The organism is Novacetimonas hansenii JCM 7643 (assembly GCF_000964405.1).
Lineage (GTDB): Bacteria > Pseudomonadota > Alphaproteobacteria > Acetobacterales > Acetobacteraceae > Novacetimonas > Novacetimonas hansenii.
Window position 1 is genome coordinate 1 of sequence record NZ_BANE01000019.1, and the last position, 20866, is coordinate 20866.

Annotated in this window: 17 protein-coding genes, 1 tRNA gene and 1 pseudogene; 3 read left to right on the plus strand and 16 right to left on the minus strand. The window is 62.8% G+C overall.

What is annotated here, in order from left to right; genetic code table 11:
- The 3 genes and pseudogenes from B7G66_RS18590 to B7G66_RS01375 all read right to left on the minus strand — a co-directional run.
- Positions 1-84, minus strand: a pseudogene (locus B7G66_RS18590) (DUF3597 domain-containing protein); the annotation flags it as partial.
- A gap of 78 nt (positions 85-162) precedes the next feature.
- A complete protein-coding gene (ahcY, locus tag B7G66_RS01370) occupies positions 163-1455 on the minus strand; it encodes an adenosylhomocysteinase (protein ID WP_003621875.1) in 1293 nt (430 codons plus the stop codon).
- 171 nt (positions 1456-1626) lie between these two features.
- Positions 1627-2667: a dipeptidase gene (locus B7G66_RS01375; protein WP_003621873.1), complete on the minus strand. Its 1041-nt coding sequence runs from the start codon at positions 2665-2667 to the stop codon at positions 1627-1629.
- 185 nt (positions 2668-2852) lie between these two features.
- Here B7G66_RS01375 and B7G66_RS01380 point away from each other — a divergent pair, with 185 nt between their 5' ends.
- On the plus strand, positions 2853-3683 hold the full coding sequence (locus B7G66_RS01380; protein ID WP_003621871.1) for an aldo/keto reductase: 831 nt from the start codon (positions 2853-2855) through the stop codon (positions 3681-3683).
- Positions 3684-3787: 104 nt separating this feature from the next.
- On the opposite strand, the gene B7G66_RS01385 is transcribed toward B7G66_RS01380, so the two are convergent.
- The 5 genes from B7G66_RS01385 to B7G66_RS18335 all read right to left on the minus strand — a co-directional run bounded on the left by B7G66_RS01385 (position 3788) and on the right by B7G66_RS18335 (position 10143).
- On the minus strand, positions 3788-4708 hold the full coding sequence (locus B7G66_RS01385) for a hypothetical protein (RefSeq protein WP_003621869.1): 921 nt from the start codon (positions 4706-4708) through the stop codon (positions 3788-3790).
- Positions 4709-4712: 4 nt separating this feature from the next.
- Positions 4713-7121 carry a TonB-dependent receptor gene (locus B7G66_RS01390; protein WP_159107940.1) on the minus strand — a complete coding sequence of 803 codons (2409 nt, stop codon included), beginning with the start codon at positions 7119-7121 and terminating at the stop codon, positions 4713-4715.
- Between the two features lie 205 nt (positions 7122-7326).
- On the minus strand, positions 7327-7857 hold the full coding sequence (locus B7G66_RS01395; protein ID WP_003621865.1) for a hypothetical protein: 531 nt from the start codon (positions 7855-7857) through the stop codon (positions 7327-7329).
- Between the two features lie 322 nt (positions 7858-8179).
- Entirely contained in the window at positions 8180-9646 is a 1467-nt protein-coding gene (gene cysG, locus B7G66_RS01400) for a siroheme synthase CysG (protein ID WP_003621863.1), read from the minus strand.
- Positions 9647-9783: 137 nt separating this feature from the next.
- Complete coding sequence (locus B7G66_RS18335) at positions 9784-10143, minus strand: hypothetical protein (RefSeq protein WP_206778179.1); 360 nt, start codon at positions 10141-10143, stop codon at positions 9784-9786.
- Between B7G66_RS18335 and panC the strand changes: the two genes are divergently transcribed.
- A complete protein-coding gene (panC, locus tag B7G66_RS01410) occupies positions 10124-11005 on the plus strand; it encodes a pantoate--beta-alanine ligase (protein ID WP_003621860.1) in 882 nt (293 codons plus the stop codon). The genes B7G66_RS18335 and panC overlap by 20 nt on opposite strands.
- 374 nt (positions 11006-11379) lie before the next feature.
- On the opposite strand, the gene B7G66_RS01415 is transcribed toward panC, so the two are convergent.
- The 3 genes from B7G66_RS01415 to B7G66_RS01425 are packed head-to-tail and all read right to left on the minus strand — an operon-like array spanning position 11380 to position 13406.
- Positions 11380-11574, minus strand: coding sequence for a Trm112 family protein (locus tag B7G66_RS01415; RefSeq protein ID WP_003621858.1), 195 nt, complete (start codon positions 11572-11574; stop codon positions 11380-11382).
- Between the two features lie 33 nt (positions 11575-11607).
- Positions 11608-12432 carry an LON peptidase substrate-binding domain-containing protein gene (locus tag B7G66_RS01420; RefSeq protein WP_003621855.1) on the minus strand — a complete coding sequence of 275 codons (825 nt, stop codon included), beginning with the start codon at positions 12430-12432 and terminating at the stop codon, positions 11608-11610.
- Positions 12429-13406, minus strand: a complete 978-nt coding sequence (locus tag B7G66_RS01425; protein WP_040512841.1) for a tetratricopeptide repeat protein — start codon at positions 13404-13406, stop codon at positions 12429-12431. Before B7G66_RS01425 ends, B7G66_RS01420 begins: the two co-directional genes overlap by 4 nt.
- A 206-nt stretch (positions 13407-13612) precedes the next feature.
- On the opposite strand from B7G66_RS01425, the gene B7G66_RS01430 reads away from it, so the two are divergent.
- A tRNA-Gly gene (locus tag B7G66_RS01430) sits at positions 13613-13687 on the plus strand.
- Between the two features lie 325 nt (positions 13688-14012).
- Here the strand turns inward: B7G66_RS01430 and B7G66_RS01435 are convergent.
- From B7G66_RS01435 to B7G66_RS17730, 5 genes are all read right to left on the minus strand, one after another.
- Positions 14013-16112, minus strand: a complete 2100-nt coding sequence (locus B7G66_RS01435; RefSeq protein ID WP_003621853.1) for an HlyD family efflux transporter periplasmic adaptor subunit — start codon at positions 16110-16112, stop codon at positions 14013-14015.
- A 3-nt stretch (positions 16113-16115) separates the two neighbouring features.
- Complete coding sequence (locus tag B7G66_RS01440; protein WP_143456110.1) at positions 16116-17462, minus strand: efflux RND transporter periplasmic adaptor subunit; 1347 nt, start codon at positions 17460-17462, stop codon at positions 16116-16118.
- Positions 17459-18223, minus strand: a complete 765-nt coding sequence (locus B7G66_RS01445; RefSeq protein WP_139312528.1) for an efflux RND transporter periplasmic adaptor subunit — start codon at positions 18221-18223, stop codon at positions 17459-17461. The genes B7G66_RS01440 and B7G66_RS01445 overlap by 4 nt, the downstream gene beginning before the upstream one ends.
- Positions 18220-19836, minus strand: coding sequence for a TolC family protein (locus B7G66_RS01450; protein WP_080937624.1), 1617 nt, complete (start codon positions 19834-19836; stop codon positions 18220-18222). Before B7G66_RS01450 ends, B7G66_RS01445 begins: the two co-directional genes overlap by 4 nt.
- 157 nt (positions 19837-19993) lie before the next feature.
- Positions 19994-20866: hypothetical protein (locus B7G66_RS17730; RefSeq protein WP_048858788.1), on the minus strand; the 873-nt coding region annotated here is incomplete at its 5' end.

Here is a 20866-nt window from a genome sequence, read left to right on the forward strand (position 1 = left end):
GGCGGGGGCGGCAGCGGCGGGCGTTGCCGCCTTTGCTTCGGACGAGCCAAAGATCTTGGACAGGATGGTGCCAAAAATACTCATGCAATCGTTCCTTGTTTCCTGATGAACCCCGGCAGGGCTGCCGGGGCTCTCGGGTTTGTTATAGCAGGGAAACCGGCCTCAGTAACGATACAGATCATTCTTGAACGGCCCGGCGACGGGCACGTCGATATATTCGGCCTGCTTGGGCGTCAGCTTCGACAGGCGGGCACCCACCTTGGCAAGGTGAAGGAACGCCACCTTCTCATCGAGATGCTTGGGCAGGGTATAGACCTTGTTTTCATACTTGCCCGCAGGTGCGGTCCACAGGTCGATCTGCGCCAGCGTCTGGTTGGTGAACGACGCGGACATGACAAAGGACGGGTGGCCCGTGGCGTTGCCCAGGTTCACAAGGCGGCCTTCGGACAGGACGATCAGGCGCTTGCCATCGGGGAAGACGACCTCGTCCACCTGCGGCTTGATGTTTTCCCACGTGAAGTTGCGCAGCGCGTTGATCTGGATTTCGGAATCGAAATGCCCGATGTTGCACACGATGGCGCGGTTCTTCATCGCCCGCATATGGTCGATGGTAATGACGTCCTCGTTGCCGGTGGCGGTGACGAAGATATCGCCGCGCGGCGCACCTTCTTCCATCGTCACGACCTCATACCCTTCCATCGCGGCCTGCAGCGCGCAGATGGGGTCGATTTCCGTCACCAGCACGCGGCAGCCCGCATTGCGCAGGGACGCGGCCGACCCCTTGCCCACGTCGCCGTAACCCGCGACGACCGCGACCTTGCCCGCCATCATGACGTCGGTGCCACGGCGGATTGCGTCCACCAGGCTTTCACGGCACCCATACAGGTTGTCGAACTTCGACTTCGTCACGCTGTCATTGACATTGATGGCCGGCACCTTCAGCAGGCCCTTCTTGGCCATGTCCCACAGGCGATGCACACCGGTCGTGGTCTCTTCGGAGATGCCACGCACGTCATTGAGCATCTCGGGATACTTCTCGTGCATCAGGGTCGTCAGGTCCCCGCCATCATCGAGGATCATGTTCGGCGTCCAGCCGTCCGGCCCCTTGATGGTCTGTTCGATGCACCACCAGAATTCGTCCTCGCTCAGGCCCTTCCATGCGAACACGGGCACGCCGGTCGCCGCGATCGCCGCCGCGGCCTGGTCCTGCGTGGAGAAGATGTTGCACGAAGACCAGCGCACCGTCGCACCCAGCGCCGTCAGTGTCTCGATCAAGACAGCGGTCTGGATGGTCATGTGCAGGCAGCCCGCGATGCGCGCGCCCTTGAGCGGCTGCGACTTGCCATATTCATCGCGCAGGGCCATCAGGCCGGGCATTTCCCCTTCCGCGATGGCGATTTCCTTGCGTCCCCACCCCGCGAGGGAGATGTCCTTGACCTTGTAATCTGTTGTCATGACCTGTCCTGATTTCCTGTTTGACGGTTGCGGGTATAGCCCCTTGCCCTCTGCAAATCCAGAGTGCGATAGCCGGTGCGCGCGCGGCCGATGCGCATCAACGCGCGGGCGGCATGGACGTTTGCAGGGTACGGTTGCGGGGTACGTTACTGGGTCGGTTACGGGAGGCCGTTATGCGGCCACCTCCTCCGCACGGCGCAGGATGCGCACGAAATTACCGCCCCACAGCGCGGCGATCTGCGTTGCGTCATAACCACGGCGCATCAGTTCCGCCGTCACGTTGGGGGCCTGCGCCGCGCTGGCCCATCCGTCGATCCCGCCGCCGCCGTCAAAATCGGACGAAATGCCGACATGCGCGATACCGATGCGCCTGACGGCGTAATCAATATGGTCCACAAAATCCGCAACCCCCACACGATGGGTCTGGCGCACATCGCGCGGGCACAGGAAGGCGTCCATGGCGGTGATATGGATCACCCCGTCGCACGCACGCAGGGCGTCAAGCTGCCCATCGTCAAGGTTGCGCGGGTGATCGCACAGGGCGCGCACGCACGAATGGCTGGCGAAAACCGGTGCGCGTGACAGTTCCACGGCCTGCATCATCGTCTTGCGCGACGTGTGCGACACGTCCACCAGCATGCCCAGGCGGTTCATTTCCGCCACCGCCGCGCGCCCCAGCGCCGACAGGCCGCCATGAGGTTCCGCCGCATCGCCAAGGTGCGTCATCGGCCGCGCGGAATCGGCAAGCGCGTTGTGCCCGTTATGCGTCAGCGTCATGTAACGCACGCCACGTTCGCGGAACCGCGCCAGCAGGCCGATATCCTGCCCGATGGTATAGCCATTTTCGACCGCGGGGATGATCGCGATGTCCCCCGCGCGGTGCGCCGCCATCAGGGCGTCGGCGCTGTCGCACACCCTTACGCCGGGCACGTCGTCCGTGCCCGCGATGACGTCGAGCATCGCCAGCGCCTTGGCCGAGGCGGCGGCATGGCCCGCATCCCCAACCGCGCCCTGCCCCACATAGGCGACAAGGCAGGCGGCCCCCATGCCGCCTTCGCGCAATTTCGGCAGGTCCACACAGCGCGAGTCCGCGCCCGTGGCGAAATCACCGCGATCAGGCCATGGGATGTCCACATGGGTATCGAGTGTCAGGACCGAACGGTGCATCGCCTGCACCGCATCGGGAGTCGGGGTGTTCGTCTGTTCATTCATGGCAGTCATCCTTTTGCCACAATGAAGCATACGCAGGGCTGTCCTGAAAACCGGGCATTAAACCGATCCACCCTCAAGGCGTTACGTTGGGGACAGGCTACTCCATCCCTCCGGTCGCTCCACGCGTCGGGGCGCAGCATGTCGCCCCCGCAGGCCGGACACTTAGCGAGGCGAAGGAACCGAGCATGCACAACATCCCCCTGCTGCCCCTTAATGACGGGCATAAGATCCCCGCGATCGGATACGGCACATACCCGCTGGACAACCCGCAGGCCGAAACGGCGGTGCGTGAGGCCCTGTCATGCGGATACCGCCTGTTTGACACCGCCGCCAATTATGGCAACGAATCCGGCGTCGGCACCGGCCTGCTCAGCTTTGACGTGGGCCGCCCCGACATCTTCGTCACAACCAAGCTGCGGGGCCGCGACCAGGGGTACGACAGCACCCTGCGCGCGTTCGACACCAGCCTGCAACGGCTGAAGATGGACTATATCGACCTTTACCTGATCCACTGGCCCCTGCCGATGAAGGACCAGTATGTCGAAAGCTGGAAGGCCCTGATACAGTTGCAAAAGGACGGGCGCGTACGCTCCATCGGGGTGTCAAACTTCCTGCCCGAACACCTGACACGCATCATCGACGCCACCGGCGTGACCCCGGCGGTCAACCAGATCGAAATGCATGTCGATTTTGCACAGGCCGAATCCGTGGCCCTGCACAAAAAGCTGGGCATCCTGACCGCGGCGTGGAGCCCGCTTGGCCGTGGCGCCATATTGGAAAACCCCGTCGTCGGGCGCGTGGCGCAACGCCACAACCGCAGCCCGGCACAGGTCCTGTTGCGATGGGTGGTGCAGATGGGCGCGGTTCCCCTGCCCAAAAGCGCGCATCCCGCCCGCATGAAAGCCAATATCGAGGTTTTCGATTTCGAACTGTCGGATGCGGACATGCGCGACCTCGCCACACTCGACGGCAATCACCGCACCGGCCCCGACCCGGCCACCTGTACCGAACAGTAAACGACATCCGGGGGGATGCATACCCTCCCCCCCGGCCACAGGTCATGGCCTTTTGGGAACCATGGCGTCATCCCCCAGGGATGGGCGGCCATGGCCCCATATCATCAGGGCAGGCGGCTTTGCACCAGTTCCGCCCTGTCGCGGCTGATGGTCCAGATGGTGCCGGGGCGCGTGGCGTCCCAGTCAAAGGCCTGCCCGCCGGTGGGCAGGGTGATCGTGCGGACATGCACCAGCCGCCCCCCCGCATCGGGCAGGCGCAGCACATACATTTCAGGGCGCGTATGCCCCGTCACATACAGCATCCCGTCACGGCCCCACCGGCCACCCGATGCGCTGAAATCCCCAAAACGTTTCAGGACATCCAGCGGGAACAGCCATGATTCGCGTTCCACGAAATCCGGCGAATATTTCACAAGGCGTGTCGATTCCGTGCCCCGGCCGACCTCTCCCCCGCTGGCGGTGTAATTGGCAAAGCACGCCCACCAGAACCCGTCATGCCAGTCGATCCATGTCAGCGACCCATGGCCGGGGCCAAAGCTGTGGCTGCGGACATGGCGCATCGTCACGGGATTGAACCATTCAACCGAACTGGTCATCGGGACGTTGGGAAAGTTCGACATGGCGCAGACCATCTGCCCTGCCACCATTTCACAACTGTTGATATGGATGAACACCTGCGGGTCGCCCGACCATGATGCAACATGCCGGCCACTGGCACGGTCATATTTGCCAATGGTGCTGTTGGAAATGGCATAGACATATTTTGCGTCATTGGTGACGCCCTGATGCGCCTCCTGCGCCTCCATGCGGGTCAGGACCGTGGCGGCGGGCGCGGCCTCCGCCGGGGCATCTGCCGGGGCGTCTGCCGGGGCGCCAATCGCGGTGCCCACCGGAGCGCCCACCGCAGCGGCAACCGGGGCGGCAACCGGGGCACCAGTCTGGGCGGCATCACCGGCCCATGCCACCTCTGCCATGACCAGAAGGGCGATGAAAATTGCTGACAGGCGCAGGATGAATGCAAACATCGTCTTAAAACCCTGTTGAAACACTGGCCACGACCGCGAATGGCGCCCCGGCGAAATAGCTTGGTGTCGATGCGCTGACGGCGGTTCCGTTCATGCCCTTCATCGCCTTTGCCGTGCCGCCATATCCCGACACCGCCGACAGGTAATGATTGTCGCCCACATTCATGATGTTGACCTGGATCTGTGGCGAACGAAAGCGCGAGAAGCTGTGGAAACGATAACCCAGCGTCAGGTTGGCGGTGATGTAGGACGGCATCGCGGCATTATCCATCAGCGCCGAATATTGCTTGTCCACATAAAGGATGTTGGCATTTCCGAAATAATGCCCATCATCATACTGCAACCCGATGGAGCCTGAGAATTTCGGCGCGGCAATCGCGGTTTTCCCTGCCGTGGGCAGGTAATCTGTGCCGGCGTTGAAATTATTGTCCGTGGTGGCATGCAGGAACTGCCCCGACAGATAGGGGCTGAAATGATGCCATGGCTTCATGCCGAATTCGACCTGTACGCCCCGGATCGTCTCCCCCCCGACATTCAGCGGGACGCTGGTCAGGTAATTGTCACCGGGCAGGTATTCGGACGAGCTGACCTGATGGTTCGTCAGGTTCATGTTGAACAGCGCAAGCGAGACATTGAAAAGTCCCGTGTGCCGATAGCCGACTTCCTCGCTGATGTCATATTCGGGCTTCAGGTTGCCAATCGTCGTCGTGGGCTTGGGCGATGTCAGGCTGTAGCTGTCGATATACGCATTGGCCGACGCGGGCATGCGATATGACGTGGTGCCATTGACATAGACCTGGTCATGGCGGGTGATGAAATAGGTCAGGGAAACCTGTGGCAGGGGCTCGAAATAATTCCTGTTGTTGCTGTATTGCGTGCCGGGAATGTCGTTGGTGACGGAACGCCCGACCATTGAGGCCTTGAACGCCGCATTGATGACCAGACGGTCGTTAAATGCCCTGAACGTATCGGCGATATACAGCGTATTGACCTGCTGTATATAGCTCATGTCCTCTGTCGCCAGCACGCGCCCCGACGGCAGGCGGATCGGGTTGTATCCCCCGACCGTATCGCCCGCGTCATTGACCACACCATAATCGTTCAGGACACTGTAATCCGTATATTGGTACCAGTCCCCGAATGACAGCGTATTATGCCTTGTCACCCAAGAGATTTCCGAACTCAGCCCGCCACTGTCTTCCTGCCAGTTGTTATAGGCCACGGCGGTTGCCTTGCCCTTTTGCGCATAGGGCAGGTTCAGGTTGCCGTACTGTTCGCTGCCCATATATCCGCCGCTGCCGGGCACCATGGCACTGCCGAGCGTGGGGCCGGTACGATGGATGTAATAGGGACGGACCTGCAGGCGCAGGCTGTCATTCAGCCGCAGGTCAGATGGTAGCATGACATGGATTTCGTTCTCGTCCTCCATGTGCAGTTTATACCAGTTCGTATTCCCGAAATAATAATCCTTGTTATATCCGGGGCTTTTCCCGGTTTTCTGCCATGCATCCCATTTCGCCATCGTCACCGTGGGGTAACTGGCCTGATTTTCGCGGGTATAGCCGAAAATCAGCGATGTATTGCCAATCGACCAGTCCTTGGCCAGCTTGGAGTCCACATGGTAGCGATAGACACCACCCCCGCCGAACCAGTTATTGCTGCGGGTATAGGAAAACGACGCCATCCCGCGCAGGCCGGTATTGCCGATATCACCGGTTTCGAACCGGGCAAATTCCTTGTTCGACCCGTATGACCCACCCGATGCGGAAACATATCCGTGCATCTGGTGCGACGGGTCCATCATCCTGGTGTTGATTTCGCCGCCAGCCGCCCAGTACACGGGGGAATCAATACTCGAAGATCCCTGAATAACCTTGATGGAACCGATATTTTCCGCATCCACCAACATCTGGGTATGCGCGACATAGGTTGTGGGATTGGACGATGGTATCCCCTCGAACACATATCCGACTTCGGACCCGTCAAGGCCGCGCATGTTCATATGGTCGCTTTCGATCCCCATCGGGTCCTTCGCCCCAAGGACCACGCCAGGCACCATGGCAATCAGCGTATTGATATTGGCGGTGGGCGACTGCTTGGCGATGTAATCGCGTGTCAGCGTCGTCTGCGAACGGGCCTCCGTCTCCACCGACATGCGGCCGCCGCCCGGCGCATTCAGCGTCACGCCATCGGGCATCGAACGGCTGGCATTGACGTGGATATATTCATTTTTCGCGGTGGGCGCCGGCTTTGTCCCATGAACAGCCGCCGCGGTTTTCTTCTTCCCCGTGCTGCCGGCATCCGCGGCCTGCGCGGTGGAGGCCACAGCGACAGCCAGCACAAAAACAATATGCGCACATCCGGCACGATGGGGAATATATCGTAAAAACGCGGCCCCTGTATTCGCGAACATCAACATCACCTCGCGCAATTTCCTTGCTGCGCGGGACGATAGTTTTTTTCAGTCGCTGCGTTTATGAACGTTTAATGAAACATCATCTGGTAACGGAACATTTTACCACATATTTCATGGTATTCATTTTTCCAATACCTGAATCCCGGATGTGGCGTCCTGTAACACCACATCCGTGCGGCACGACCCGCAGGTTCCGTCCGCTTCAGGCATGGCCAATGGCGGGGGCAGCCGCCACGGATGTGTAATGCGGCGCGCAATGCAGCATCGGCCGCGCCACCCGCACCCCCAGCCAGTATCCCGCCCCCGCCAGACATGCGCCAAGCAGCGTGATGGCCGGCATCAGGCGCGTCACCACCCCGTCATGGTCGGACACATCACGCAGGGCGATGCGTGCTTCGTCATCATGACCGGCCTGTGCCGCCGCCGTGGCCGCCAGCAGGCGGCGTTCCACATCGGTTACATGCATCACCCCGGCCATCGCGATATCCAGCAGCGGCAGCCGCTGGCGCGCCATCCATGCCAGTGCGTTGTGAAAAGCCTGTGCCACATCGGCGAATTCCCGGCGATTGCATGGCAAGAACAGCCCAAGCGCCGAACGCGCATTGACCGACAGGCCCGCCGCACCGGAACATGAAGGCATCGGATGCACAGGCCCGACAAGACGGCGGACGGTCCATACCGCCAGTCGTTCGCCACAGGGAAGATCGGACAGAACGGTCGCATAACTGGACATGGCATTCCCGGACACGCGAAGTCCGGCTCCCTAGAGGTTTATCATGTCGCTGACATTAGATGATAATGATTATCATTTTCAATATAAAAATCACACATACCCTCACTTCGGCGTGAACATGCGCGGGTTTCCCCTTGCCAGAACAAACGACAGGACCGCGCGCAGGTTCTCATGCCGCAAGGGAACACTCCCCCGAAACAGGGGAAGGCCACAGCCCAACGGGAAACATCCGCAGTGATATATGCTGTCTTATCAACGGGCCGTTTGCACACGCCCTTTACAGGCATCGCGTGCAGGCCCCTGTTGCGCGCCGGTCGGAAATTTACGGGTCGGTTCGCGATGCGTCATGTGGTGACGCGATGGATGACGATGCAATGGACGGCGCTGCGATGGACGGCGATACCACGCGGTGCCGTACCACCTGTCCCACGATAATCAGCGCCGGGCTGCCGACCCCATTTTCACGCGCCAGCCCCGGCAGGTCGGCCAACGTGCCGGTAAAGACGCGCTGGTCCGGGCGGGTGCCGCGTTCGACGATGGCCGCGGGCCAGTCATCGGGCAGGCCATGGCGCGCCAGTTCGGCGCACAGCACCGGCAGGGCCGCAACCCCCATGTAAATCACGATCGTCTGTCCCGGTCGCGCCATATTGGCCCATGGCAGGTCCAGCACCCCATCGGCGCGGGCATGGCCGGTCACGAACATGCAGGCCTGCGCACAGTCGCGATGCGTCAGCGGAATCCCGGCATAGGCCGCACACCCGTTGGCCGCCGTAATGCCGGGCACCACCTGGAACGGAATGCGTGAGTGCAACAGCGCCTCGATCTCCTCCCCCCCGCGGCCGAATACGAACGGGTCCCCGCCCTTCAGGCGCAGCACACGCTGCCCCGCACGGGCACGACGGACCAGTTCGGCGTTAATCTCCTCCTGCGGCATGGTATGACGATTGCGCCGCTTGCCCACAAATACCAGTTCCGCATCACGGCGCACACGATCCAGCAGGTCGGGGGAAAGCAGTTGGTCATACAGCACGCAATCCGCATTCTGCATCATATGCAGCGCACGCAGCGTCAGCAGGTCAGGGTCCCCCGGCCCCGCACCAACCAGCCAGACCTCTCCCCCCGGCCCGTCCCCCGACAACAGCGCGTCCAGCACATCGCGCGCGCGCGCCATATCCCCCGCGCGGGCGGCGGATGCGCCCTGCCCGTCCAGAAATGCCTCCCAGACGCGGCGGCGGCGCACGATGTCGGGACAGGCCGCGCCGACACGTTCACGCTCGGCCTGCATGAAACCGGCCAAGGCACCGGTACCGTCGGGAATCGTCGCCTCCACCTGTTCACGCAACCGCCGCGCCAGGACCGGGGCCGCGCCACCGGTGGAAATGGCGATACGCACCACGCCGCGATGTACCTGCGCCGGTGTGATGAAGGAGGAGGGCTGCGGGTCATCCACGGCACAGGCCAGCACGTTGAGGTCATGCGCAATCGCCGCGATCCGGCGATTCAGCGCGCGGTCATCGGTCGCGACATAGACCAGGCGGCAACCGGGAATGGCCGCGCGCACGGCCGCATCGGACGCATCCTGCGCGATATGGGTCAACACCCCATCTTCCACCCACCGGCGCATGTCCGCCACCAGACGGGTCGCGATGACCGAAATGCGCGCCCGGTGCGCCAGCAGCAGGCGCACCTTGTTCACGGCCACCTCGCCCCCGCCCACGACCAGGACAGGCACGTCATCAAGACGCACCGCCAGCGGGAACCAGGCAGGATCGGAAGAAGAAAGGGTCATGCACCATTCACCGGCTGCGCGCCGGTGGCTCCAGAACACAAAGGGGCGCGCACGGAACGGGCCATGCACGCAATGGGAAAACGCGGGGGCGAGCTATGGCGACTCTGCCACCGGACGGGCCGCCATGGCGCGCAGGATCAGTAGGAGGCGACTTTCTTCAGCCCCTCGGCATAGCCCCAGCGTTGCCAGTCGGCGCGATTATCCACCTTTCCCGGCGTGGTGGAGGCACATGCGGCAAGCGCAAGCACGAAGGCGAACAGGCCAAGGATATGGACGATGCGGGTCAAGTAAGCCTCCTGCTGGACACGGCGGCAACATAACAGAAAAGCGAACCATCGGTCACGACCCATCATGCAGGTGGCGTTTGCATATTGCGCGCGCTGCACGGATAACCGATCCACACGTAACCGATCCACATGGGCGACGCCACCGGCGCGCCCACCCGTCGCCCACCCCCGTAACAGGACACACGGCCCCATGACGACCACCGCGCACATGACCATCGCCCACACCGTCCACGACCTGCGCACGCGCGTCATGCAATGGAAACGCGATGGATTGCGCGTTGGCATGGTACCGACGATGGGTGCGCTGCATGACGGGCACCTGTCGCTGGTGCGGGCCGCGCGCGCGGCATGCGACCGTGTGGTGGTCAGTATTTTCGTCAACCCGACGCAGTTCGACGATGCGTCCGACCTTGCCGCCTATCCCCGCACGGTGGAGGCCGACGCCGCACTGCTGCGCACGGCGGGGGTGGACGTGCTGTATGCGCCGGACGCCGCGCAGATGTATCCCCCCGGCTTTGCCACCACCATTTCCGTGCGTGGCGTGTCCGAAGGGCTGTGCGGTGGCGCGCGCCCCGGCCATTTCGACGGGGTGGCCACCGTGGTGTGCAAGCTGCTGATGCAGGCGCTGGCGGACCGTGCGTTCTTTGGTGAAAAGGATTTCCAGCAGGTGCATGTGGTACGCCGCATGGTGACGGACCTGAACCTGCCGGTGGAAATCGTCACCTGCCCCACCCGGCGCGAGGAAGACGGCCTGGCCATGTCATCGCGCAACCGCCGCCTGTCCCCCGATGCCCGCACCCGCGCCCGCGCCCTGCCGCAGGTGCTGGCACACTGCGCCGAACGGATCGCGGCCGGGCATGATGTGGCCGATGCCCTGCGACAGGCGCACGCCGCGCTGCTTTCGGCGGGGTTCGCGTCCGTTGACTACCTCGAACTGCGCGATGCGCGCGACCTTGCGCCAATGACGCAGACACCCACTACCCCCGCACGCCTGCTGGCGGCGGCGTGGCTGGATTCAGTCCGCCTGATCGACGGGGTGGACGTCGCGGCCGACATCCAAGAGACTGTCTGAAAACAACTCATTGATAAAAAACAAGAAAAGTTTTGGGTGCTGCCTTTTGATCGAGAAAGGCAGCGTCTTTCGAAGCTTTTTGGAAAAAGCTTCACCAAAAACTTTTATAATTTCAGTATGTTATATCGCCTGACGTTTCAAACAGTCTCTACGGCGCAGGCATATGCCGCCAGGGGGCATGGCCCCCGCACTTTTACCGGCGCTATCCGGCCTTTGCAGACCGTTGCGGCATAAACAGGGTGAAGGGGGCAGGGATCGCACTCCCCGTCGGGGCAGGAATCGCACTACCCGCCGGGTCCGGGCCGCGCCCGTGGCTGGTCCGTGCGCCAAGGGCGTCACATGGCGAAAGGCCAGCCCACAGATCAGCCCACAGATCAGTCCGTCAGGCGACGCGCCTCGTCAGGGAGCATGATGGGGATGCCATCACGAATCGGGAAGGCAAGGCCCGCGCCCTTGCTGATAAGTTCGCCGGCCTCGCGGTCATAGACCAGCGGCCCCTTGGTCACAGGGCACACCAGCACCGACAGAAGACGGGGATCGAGCGGTGGGAAAGTAGGCTTTTCGGTCATTGCGGGGCGGCCTCCTGCATAAATCATGTTGGATCAGGACGGGGATGCACCCTCGTCCGGCTCATGTCCAGCCATGTCCAGCAGCGTGCGCAACGTATTGGCGCGTTCCGCCAGCGTCGCGGATTCCAGCAATGCCTGTTTTTCCGCCGTCGCGAACGGGCAGATCATCGGCAGCATCACCAGCAGGGTCACGTCGTCCATTTCATACAACGCATCCCACTGCGTGCTCAGCCCCTGCTGCGTGCAGAACCGGCGCAACGACTCCAAAAGGCGCTCCCGGTCATAGGCGACGTCCTCGTCCGGGTCGGTCACATCGGCAGCAAAGCCTGACACGTCAATGCGCGCGACACGGTATCCCCGGCGCATCCCGGCCTCGCGCAGCAGGCGAAACCGCGCCAGCCCCGTCAGCGTGATGCCATATGTGCCATCCGCGCGTTCGGTCATGGATGTAATGCGCCCGATGCACCCCACCGAATACAGGGGCGGGGTTTCATCCGCGCCCCCCGGCAGGCCGCCAGCCCCACCGGCCCCACCGCCATCACCGTTGCCATCACCATCGGCGAACACCCCGTCACCGGGCGTCATAGGTTCCGCCATGCCCATGCCGGGCCAGTCGCGCGTCTGGATCATGCCGATCATCCGGCCTTCACGCATCGCATCTTCCACCAATGCGACATAACGCGGTTCGAACACGTTGAGCGGCAGCTTCCCATGCGGCAGCAACATGGCCTCATTCAACGGGAACAGGCCGATTTCCGCCGGAAAATCCGCCAGCGTCATGTCCTGTATCAGCGGGATGCGGCGCGGGATGTCGTCATGTTCGACCACATGGCCGACCCGGTCATGGCGTGGCGTCATGAAAACAGCAGCGAGGACATGCGCCGACGCGCCGCCACCGTCGCGGGATCGTCATGACCCCATGCCTCGAACAGGCGGATAAGCTGCAGGCGCGCACCGTCATCCTTCCATGCGCGATCTTCCTTCATGATCGTCAGCAGTTCGTCGGCGGCCTCGGCCTTCTTTCCCGCCGCGTTCAGCGCGGTCGAAAGCGCGAACCGGGCCTCGTAATCTTTGGGGTTGGCAACAAGGCGCGCGCGCAGGCTTTCCGCCTCCTCCGCCGCCTTGCGGCCTTCACGCTTGAGGTCGAGGGCCGCGCGCGCGCCCTTGATCTCCGCATGTTCCGCAATGGCCGCGGGCACGTCACGCAGGGCGTCGGCCGCCCCTTCCTCGTCCCCCATGACGATCAGGGCGCGCACCAGCCCGCCCCACGCGGCGGGATTTTCGGGTTCGATCTCCAGCACCTGCGAATAGGCGCCGGCCGCGGCCTCCGCCCGCCCTTCGTCCAGTTCCTTGCGCGCCAGGGCGATCAGGTCGGCCGCAGGCAAGGCCCCGCCCGCCGCCTTGAGCACACCTTCGACAAAGCGCCGGACCTCGCTTTCGGGCTGTGCGCCCTGAAACAGGTCAAGGATCTGCCCCTGCCAGAACGCCGCGACCAGCGGGATCGACTGCAACGGCAGGCCGATCTTGCCCAACTGCTGCGCCAGCGCCTGATTGGCGTCCACATCAATCTTGACCAGGCGCACGCGGCCACCGGCCGATGTCACCACCTTTTCGATCACGGGCGTCAGCTGTTTGCACGGCCCGCACCACGCGGCCCAGAAATCGACCAGCACCGGGACCGTGCGGCTGGCCTCGACCACGTCACGCATGAAGGTGTTCTGGTCACCATCCGAAATCACGGCCGCCCCGGCGGACGGCGCCGCACCCGGCGTGGCGGCGGGGGCGCCGGGACGCGTGTTGGGGGACGGGGACTGACCGATGATATAGTCCATGGAAACTTGATCCTGCCTTGGCTTTGTGTCTTCGCCACCGCATCCCCTGTCGGGGCTGGTGGCCTGCTTTTCATAACGATAGATTGTCATTCCCACGGCGTCGCGCAACCTCAGACCGGGCAGATCAAAAAAAACATCCCACCCTGCATTTTCCCCCTTGCGCCACAGATGCTTATTGCGTAAACACCGCTTCACCGACACGGAGCGCGGGCGTAGCTCAGGGGTAGAGCACAACCTTGCCAAGGTTGGGGTCGTGGGTTCGAATCCCATCGCCCGCTCCAGTTTCCTTACAGGAAACAATCGGACACGAGAAAGCCGCCGCAAGGCGGCTTTCGTCGTTTATGGCCCCCTCCCCACATCACAAAAACAGGCACCATGGCCGGGCATCGACCCATCCCATGCCACCAGCACCAGATCGCGGGCCGGTCCCCTTCCCCCTGATAAGGGATGGTCTGAAAGCAACCTGTTGAGAAAACAAGACAAAGTTTTGGGTGCTGCCGTTTTTCAAAAAGGCAGCGTCTTCTGAAGCTTTTTGGGAAAAAGCTTTACCAAAAACTTTTGTGATTTCAGGATGTTATTGATCCTGACTTTTCAAACACCCTCCCCTTAAAACCCGCTTTCACGGACCAGCAGCGACGCGGCCCGGCGATAGACCTGAAGGGCAAAGCTGCTTGAGGGGGCATCCAGCACCATAAGGCCGAATATCCGTGCCGCAGGCGCAGGTGCAGGCGCGTCCACGCGGGCCACCACACGATAAAGCGGAAGATCGGCCTGCCAGGTGTCATGCCGGTCACGATGCACGGCCACATGGCCGCCCGATGGCTGCGCCAGTTCCAGTTCCTCGATGGCCTCCGCATTCGCATCCGACACACGCTCCACCGTCAGGCAAAGGGGCGGACCACCCGTTTTCGACCAGAAACGCCCCCTTGTCCCCGCGTGAATCCCACGGATATCGGTTTCCCCAACATAGCCGACGACAACGCCCGGCCCCTGTGAAAGAAGGCTGAACAACGGCGTGTGCTTTGGAAAGACTTCGCCCTGATACGCCTGCGGGTCAACATCGACCACGACCCCATCGAATGGCGCGCGGATATCCAGTGCGTCGATGCGCCCTTCGGCTGCGGCCACGTCGTGGCGTCCCCGCGAAACCTCCTCCTGCGTGTCGGCCATTGTCGAAAGCATGGCGCGGTCGCCGGACTCGCCCGCGAATCCCGCGCGCCGCAACTCGGCCAGACTGGTCTGAAGCCGGGCCTGGGCCACATCGCGACCGGCCTGCAGGTCCTCGGACACCAGATGCGCCACCACCTGCCCGCGCGTCACCTCCGTCCCCGGCGCCAGCAGCCAGACCAGCGCGCCCGCTTCGGCGGTCCTAAGCCGCGCCTGCATCGCCGGGCGCCACAGACCGTCCACCCGCACCGTGCGGTTCCATGGCACGACCGCCACCAAAACCCCCACCACCATGACCCCAAGTACGACGCCCCGCCGCCACCTTGATGCCGCCTGCATCAGCCTGCCCCACTGCCGGATTTCACGCAGGATCGGCCCGACCAGAAAAAACCAGATTTCGATCCCGAACAGGACGATGCCCAACGCCTTGAACACCTCACGATAAACCAGAACCGCGATGCCCAGAAACAGGAAGAAGCGATAGACCATCGAGGCAAAGGCATAACACAGCACCCCGATGGCCCGGCCCCTGCGCATATGTTCGGGCGGGGGCGCCTGATGTCCGAACAGCCATGTCCGCAACTGCCAACGTCCCAGAGCATAGCCCCGTGATTGCAGATTGGGCACACCCAGCAGGTCGGATGCGATGTAATACCCATCAAATCGCATCAGCGGCGACAGATTCAACAGCACGGCGCTGATCCAGACCGACCCGCTGAGCACAAGTGCCGCCTGCCGCGCGCCGCCATCAGGCAGGACCGCCCACAGTACGGAGGCAACCGCCGCCAGAACCAGTTCCGACAGCATCCCCGCCGCATCAATCGCCACCCGCCCGCGCGCATCCTGCAACCGCCATGCATCGGTGGTATCGGTCCAGAAAACCGGCATCAACACCAGGAATGCGACCCCCATCGCGGGCACGTCACATCCCATGCGCCGGGCCGTGATGCCATGCCCGAACTCATGCACCAGCTTGGCCGCACCAAGGGCCAGTGCAACCGAAACCAGCCCGCGCATCGACAGCAATCCATGCAGTCCCGCGCGATACTCCTCCCATCGCAGGGCAATGCCCCAGAACCCAAGCAGCGACAGCACACCGACCCCGCCCCAGAACCAGCGCGAAAACATCCAGCCGCACCAAGGCAACATGGCCGAAAGCAGGGCATTGGGACGGACCAGCGGAATGCGCAGGAACAGGTAATGATGCAACAGCCACTGCCATATTCCCTGCCGTTGCGCGGCGCGTTCATGCGCCAGGGTGGCGGGCGAAACAGCATCCACCAGATGCATCCTGTGGCAGAATTCCGCCACGGCCATGACTTCACCCGGCGCGCACACCCGGCCCATGACGGCCGATACGCTGTGTGCGATCGCCTGCGCATCGCCCAGCGACCAGTGAACCAGAATTTCCGTTTCCTTCCAGCTCAATCGAAAAAACCGGTTGGAGACCGGATCATGCAGGGTCCATGTCGGCAACCCGTCCAGCATGGGGCCGCGCACAAGGTCAAGGTCATCACGCAGTGGTGGCCAGTCCGTCATTCCCTACAGCCCCAGCCACGGGCGCAGCCAGAAGATCGGGCGATGCAACAGCCACAGGACCAGTGGCCGTCGCCCACCCAGTATCCGTGCCTCCCCCTTGGTGCCCAGCCGGATCGCCGCACCATCAAGGTCCGCGCGCAGCAGGACGGACGCGACCCCCTGCGCCGAGGTTTCCGGGAAATAGCCACGAAAGACCAGATGGCCACGATGCGGGCGGTCCGGGCGCAGGTCATCAAAAAACTGTACCGGCGCGTCATCCGCCAACGCGATCATTTCCGCGGCCGGGACATGGATTGCGATGCGCGTCGATTCCGGCTGGGCCAGCAGCGCCAGCTTTTCGCCCTTTTCCACGGGACGCCCCATCCAGTCCGCCGGATCGTCATAAATCACCACCCCGTCGCCCGGCGAGCGGACATCGGCATGGTCCAGCATCCATTGTCTGCGCCGCAATTCGGCTTCCTGCTCGCCCACCCTTGCCTGTAGCGGGCCGATTTCCGATCGCACCTTGGCATCGTCCATCCCCCCCTGAAGCGCCTCGCTATAGCGTGTGCGGGCCACCTCCAGTTCATGGGACGCGGCATCGCGCTCGCTTTGCAGGACCGCCCGGTCAAACCGTGTCACCACGTCGCCCGCATGAACCGCCATGTTGGGCGCGACCGCCATGTTCGCGACCGTGCCAGCAATGGGCGCACGCACGGGCATGGGCACCACGGGCACGACTTCGGCCGGGGCAACCACGAAACTTCGGACCGGCAGCAGCAAAAAGAGCGCGCAGGCCACAACAGCCCACCATTTCCAGCGATCAAGCCGCCGCCACACCGACGGGCGCGGCGTATCGGGTGTGATGAGCACGCGCGCCAGAACATGCGCCATCGACCCCAATGCGGTGGCGTCGGCGCGGCTCCATGGGGTTTCCCCCATCACGACCCATGTGCCCACACGCCCGCCCGGCATGCGCAACGGCGCGCAAAGCCCATAATCAGGCCACGAGGCCGGCCACGAATCCTGCATCGGCGGGGGCAGGTCGGCCCGGTCGAATGCCTGTGCCTCCTCGTGCGGTTCCACCGTGCGCACCAGCTTGCGCATCCATACGCTCAAGGGGGCGTCGGCATCCGGCAGGCCCGCGCCGGAAACACATTCGATCCGCGGCGGGTCCTCCAGATAAAGAAAGGACAGCGTACAGCGAAACAGGTCACGCGCGCCCTGCACCGCCTCGAACCCGGCCTCGTTACGCGGCAGGGATGCAAGGCGGTCCATCAGGCTGACCATCCGCGCAAGGCGTTCGACCACCAGCCTGTCGCCCGACGCCCCCCCCGCAAAGCCCCCCTCAGGGGGGGGAGACATATTCACGGGAAGACCACCTCCCCCGTCATGCCCGGCAGGAAGGCGGCCGCGTCTTCTTCCGGCACGGCATAGACCCGCACCGTCCGGCTGACCGGATCAATGACCGGGCTGAGGCGGATGACCCTGGCGCGGACCTTTTGCGTATGCCCGGCAAGCATGACAGAGAATTCGGCCCCCGGCTGGATTTTGGGCAACAGCGCCTCAGGCGCGACCATGTCCAGTTCGACCGATCCGGGATTGACGATGGAAAGGAGGGGCGCACCAAGCTGAAGGAACTGATGGGCGTGGGCGCTGACACCCGACACCACGCCGTCAAACGGGGCCTGTACGGTACAATGCGCGACATTGGCCTGCGCAAGGCGCCGGTCCGCATTGGCCGCCTGCAATTCGGCCTGCGCGGTGCGCATGTCCGCCTCTGAATAACTTTTCAACTGCCGCAAGCGGTTCTGGATCGTGACCAGCCCCGCATGCTTCTGCTGTTCTGCCACCGCATGGTCGAGCGTCGCCCGCTGGACGCCGCAATCGAATGACGCCAGCAGGTCATCCTTATGAAAGGATTGCCCATCGCGCAGGGGCAGATCATCCACGATCCCGGCCATCGGCGCGGCAAGAAGCGCCTGCTGGGTTGCGACGGCCTGGAACTGCACCCCCTGATTCGGGGGCTCCTGCGCCTGCGGATTTTGGGGGGCTGGCGCATCCACCGCCATGGCGGGAACGACGAAGGCCAGCATTCCTGCAACCCCCAGCGACATTGCTGTTTTGATCAATTTATGAATCCATCCTTTCTGGCGGTTTCCATCGTTGTCGGGCGTGTCCCCATGCCAAAATGCAGCGGATCGGATGGGATCTGGGCGGGGTTGGCAGGCGGCGGCAGTTCAGGCAAGCGACCGGCCAGCCAGTCCTTGATCGAGGCATCGACCTGTTTGTTAAGCGTCGCCAGATCCTCTGTCGTCGCGTTGGCCGGGACAATGTCGATGCCAACGGATTCATACAGGTTGGCCAGCGATGAATGCGCCAGTGCATATGCCCGCGCGCAATCGACCTCCGCCAGCACCCCGGACAGGCGATGGCGCACGCGGTCGGATCGTGATTCCGCGCCCGCGCGTTCGACCCGGTCCGCCACCGTTTCCATCTGCCGGCCGACCTCATCCGCATCACGTGCGGTGCGCAGCATGTCCAGTGCGTTGATATATTGCTGATCGCTCAGGTGGATTTCAGCCAGCGTCGAAACCGAAAGGGCAAGGCGGCGCAGCTGTGACACCGCGATCGCCCCGTGCGCCTTGGAGAACTCGGCCGGGGCACGGACCAGATTCATCAGGTTATAGGTCGCATGGACCCCGATCTGCCCCCAGTAATTGTGATACAGCAATGAATTGGAATCGAAATTCAGATTGCCAATGCCACCGATCCCCGGCAGCACGCGGATGATTTCCTTATAGACATCCTGCTTGTCGATTTTTTGCTGATATGCCTCCATGCGCAGTTCGGGACGCATGACAAGGCCGATATCCTCCAGCTTGCGCACGTCCATGTCCCCACCTGCCAGCGATGTCTCGACCGGGGTGGTCAGGTTCAGCGGCGTATTTTGCGCGACATTGATGAGCGAACGCAGCTCGATCTGTGCGGATTGCAGGTCGTTGCGCAGACGATGCAGTTCACGCGCCGTACGCATCAGGTTCGCCTGATAATCCAGCAAGACCACAGGATTCTGGAGATGCTCGCCCTCCGACGTGCGTGATGCCCGAAGCATCGCCTCCGTCTCGTTGATCATCGGGTCGATCTTTGGCAACAGTTCCTGTGCCGTCGCGGCGCGCCAGTACACATCAGACGTGTTGCGCACAAGGTTATTGATCGCCTTGCGCCGGCGCTCGACCGCAATCAGGGCGCGATAGGCTTCCTGCCGGGCCATGAAATAGCTGATGCCCGCATCCATCAGATCCCACGAAAACTGGGCATCGCCCGTCCCGTGGGTCGGCATTTCGGAATAGGAATAATCAAGGTAATGCTCACCCGTCAGCTGGGAGATGCTTTCGGCCGAATTATTGTTGCCACGATGCGAATATCCTGCATCTGCCGACATGTTCGGCAACATCGTCATCAGGGTCAGGTCAAGGTTCTTTTCCTGCTGCGTGACCTCCAGCTTTGAAACCTCGATATCGTAATTATAACGCAGGGCACGCGCGATCGCGCCAGAAATGCTCAGCCCACCGGTCAGCGGCACATAATGTTTGTCGATGGTGGCGCGGTCTTCCTGCGCGCGCAACACGTTCTCCGCCAGGGTCATGGGCTGGGGCTTGACCGAACAGGCGGTCATGCAAAGGATGGAGGCAAACCCGACGGTTCGGGCCAGTGGCCGACGCAAAGAATGGCAAAACGTCATGACGGCAGGGAACTTTCGCTATTCACGGGGTTGGCGGCGCGACAGATGGGGCGCACATCTTCGACAAAGGCAGGAAGGACGGGATGTGACGCCTGCGCCGGGCTTTTTATGGAAATGACATTATTGCGGAAATGAAACATACGGCCTGCGCGGCGGGTTATCTGGCCCCCCCACCACGCAGAAGGTGCCGCCCATGGCCATGGCGCGCCGCCTGATGATGGGCACGCAGCCGGTCATGCAGGGTCGAACGCTGCCGCGGGGCCTGCGCGCGCGACGGCGCGGACATGGCGCGATCATCCAGAAGCCGCGACATCAGCCCGTCCATCTCGCCCTGGACATGCACGAACATCTCGACAAAACCACGATGGCCGTACCCGTCCGCAAGTTCGACATGCAGGACCAGATCGCAGGATTCCCCTTCGGGGGGATCGCCCTCGAAACGCCGGGTCACAGGGTCAAAAATCAGCCATGCCGGCAATGGCGCGCCGTCCTGCATACGGACATCCATCGTCCAGTTCTCATCAGGATGGGGCGAGGCCCCCAGGACATCGCCGTCCACCACCGGGATGGAAAAATGGCTTCCCGCCTGGACAAAGCTGCGCGACACGAACCCTGCGACCCATCCTGCGTCCATGGGCGTTCCCAAACGATGGACGTTATCGCGGTCATAGCGATCGAACAGGTCCCATGTGGCCTTGCCGGTCAGTGCTTCTTCGGAAAAACCGTTGCGTTGCGTGTCATCCGACAGGACGGGATTGCGCGCACGCATCGTCACCACCGTCGAAAGCGCGGACAGGTTGGCCGAAATGGCCGTGATCCCGCCATTGGCCGACACATCCACACCCGTCCCCGCCGCCACGGGGCCGCTGCTGCTGTCAATCAGGCGCGCCATCAGTGCGGGCGGCGTGCCGTTCCAGTTCGGCGCGGGCAGGAACGACAGGAGGGCCGACGACGGCAGGATGATTGCAGTCCTGTCCGACACATTGGTTGCAACCGCCGTCCATGTCGCGCCGCCATCGGTCGAATACCG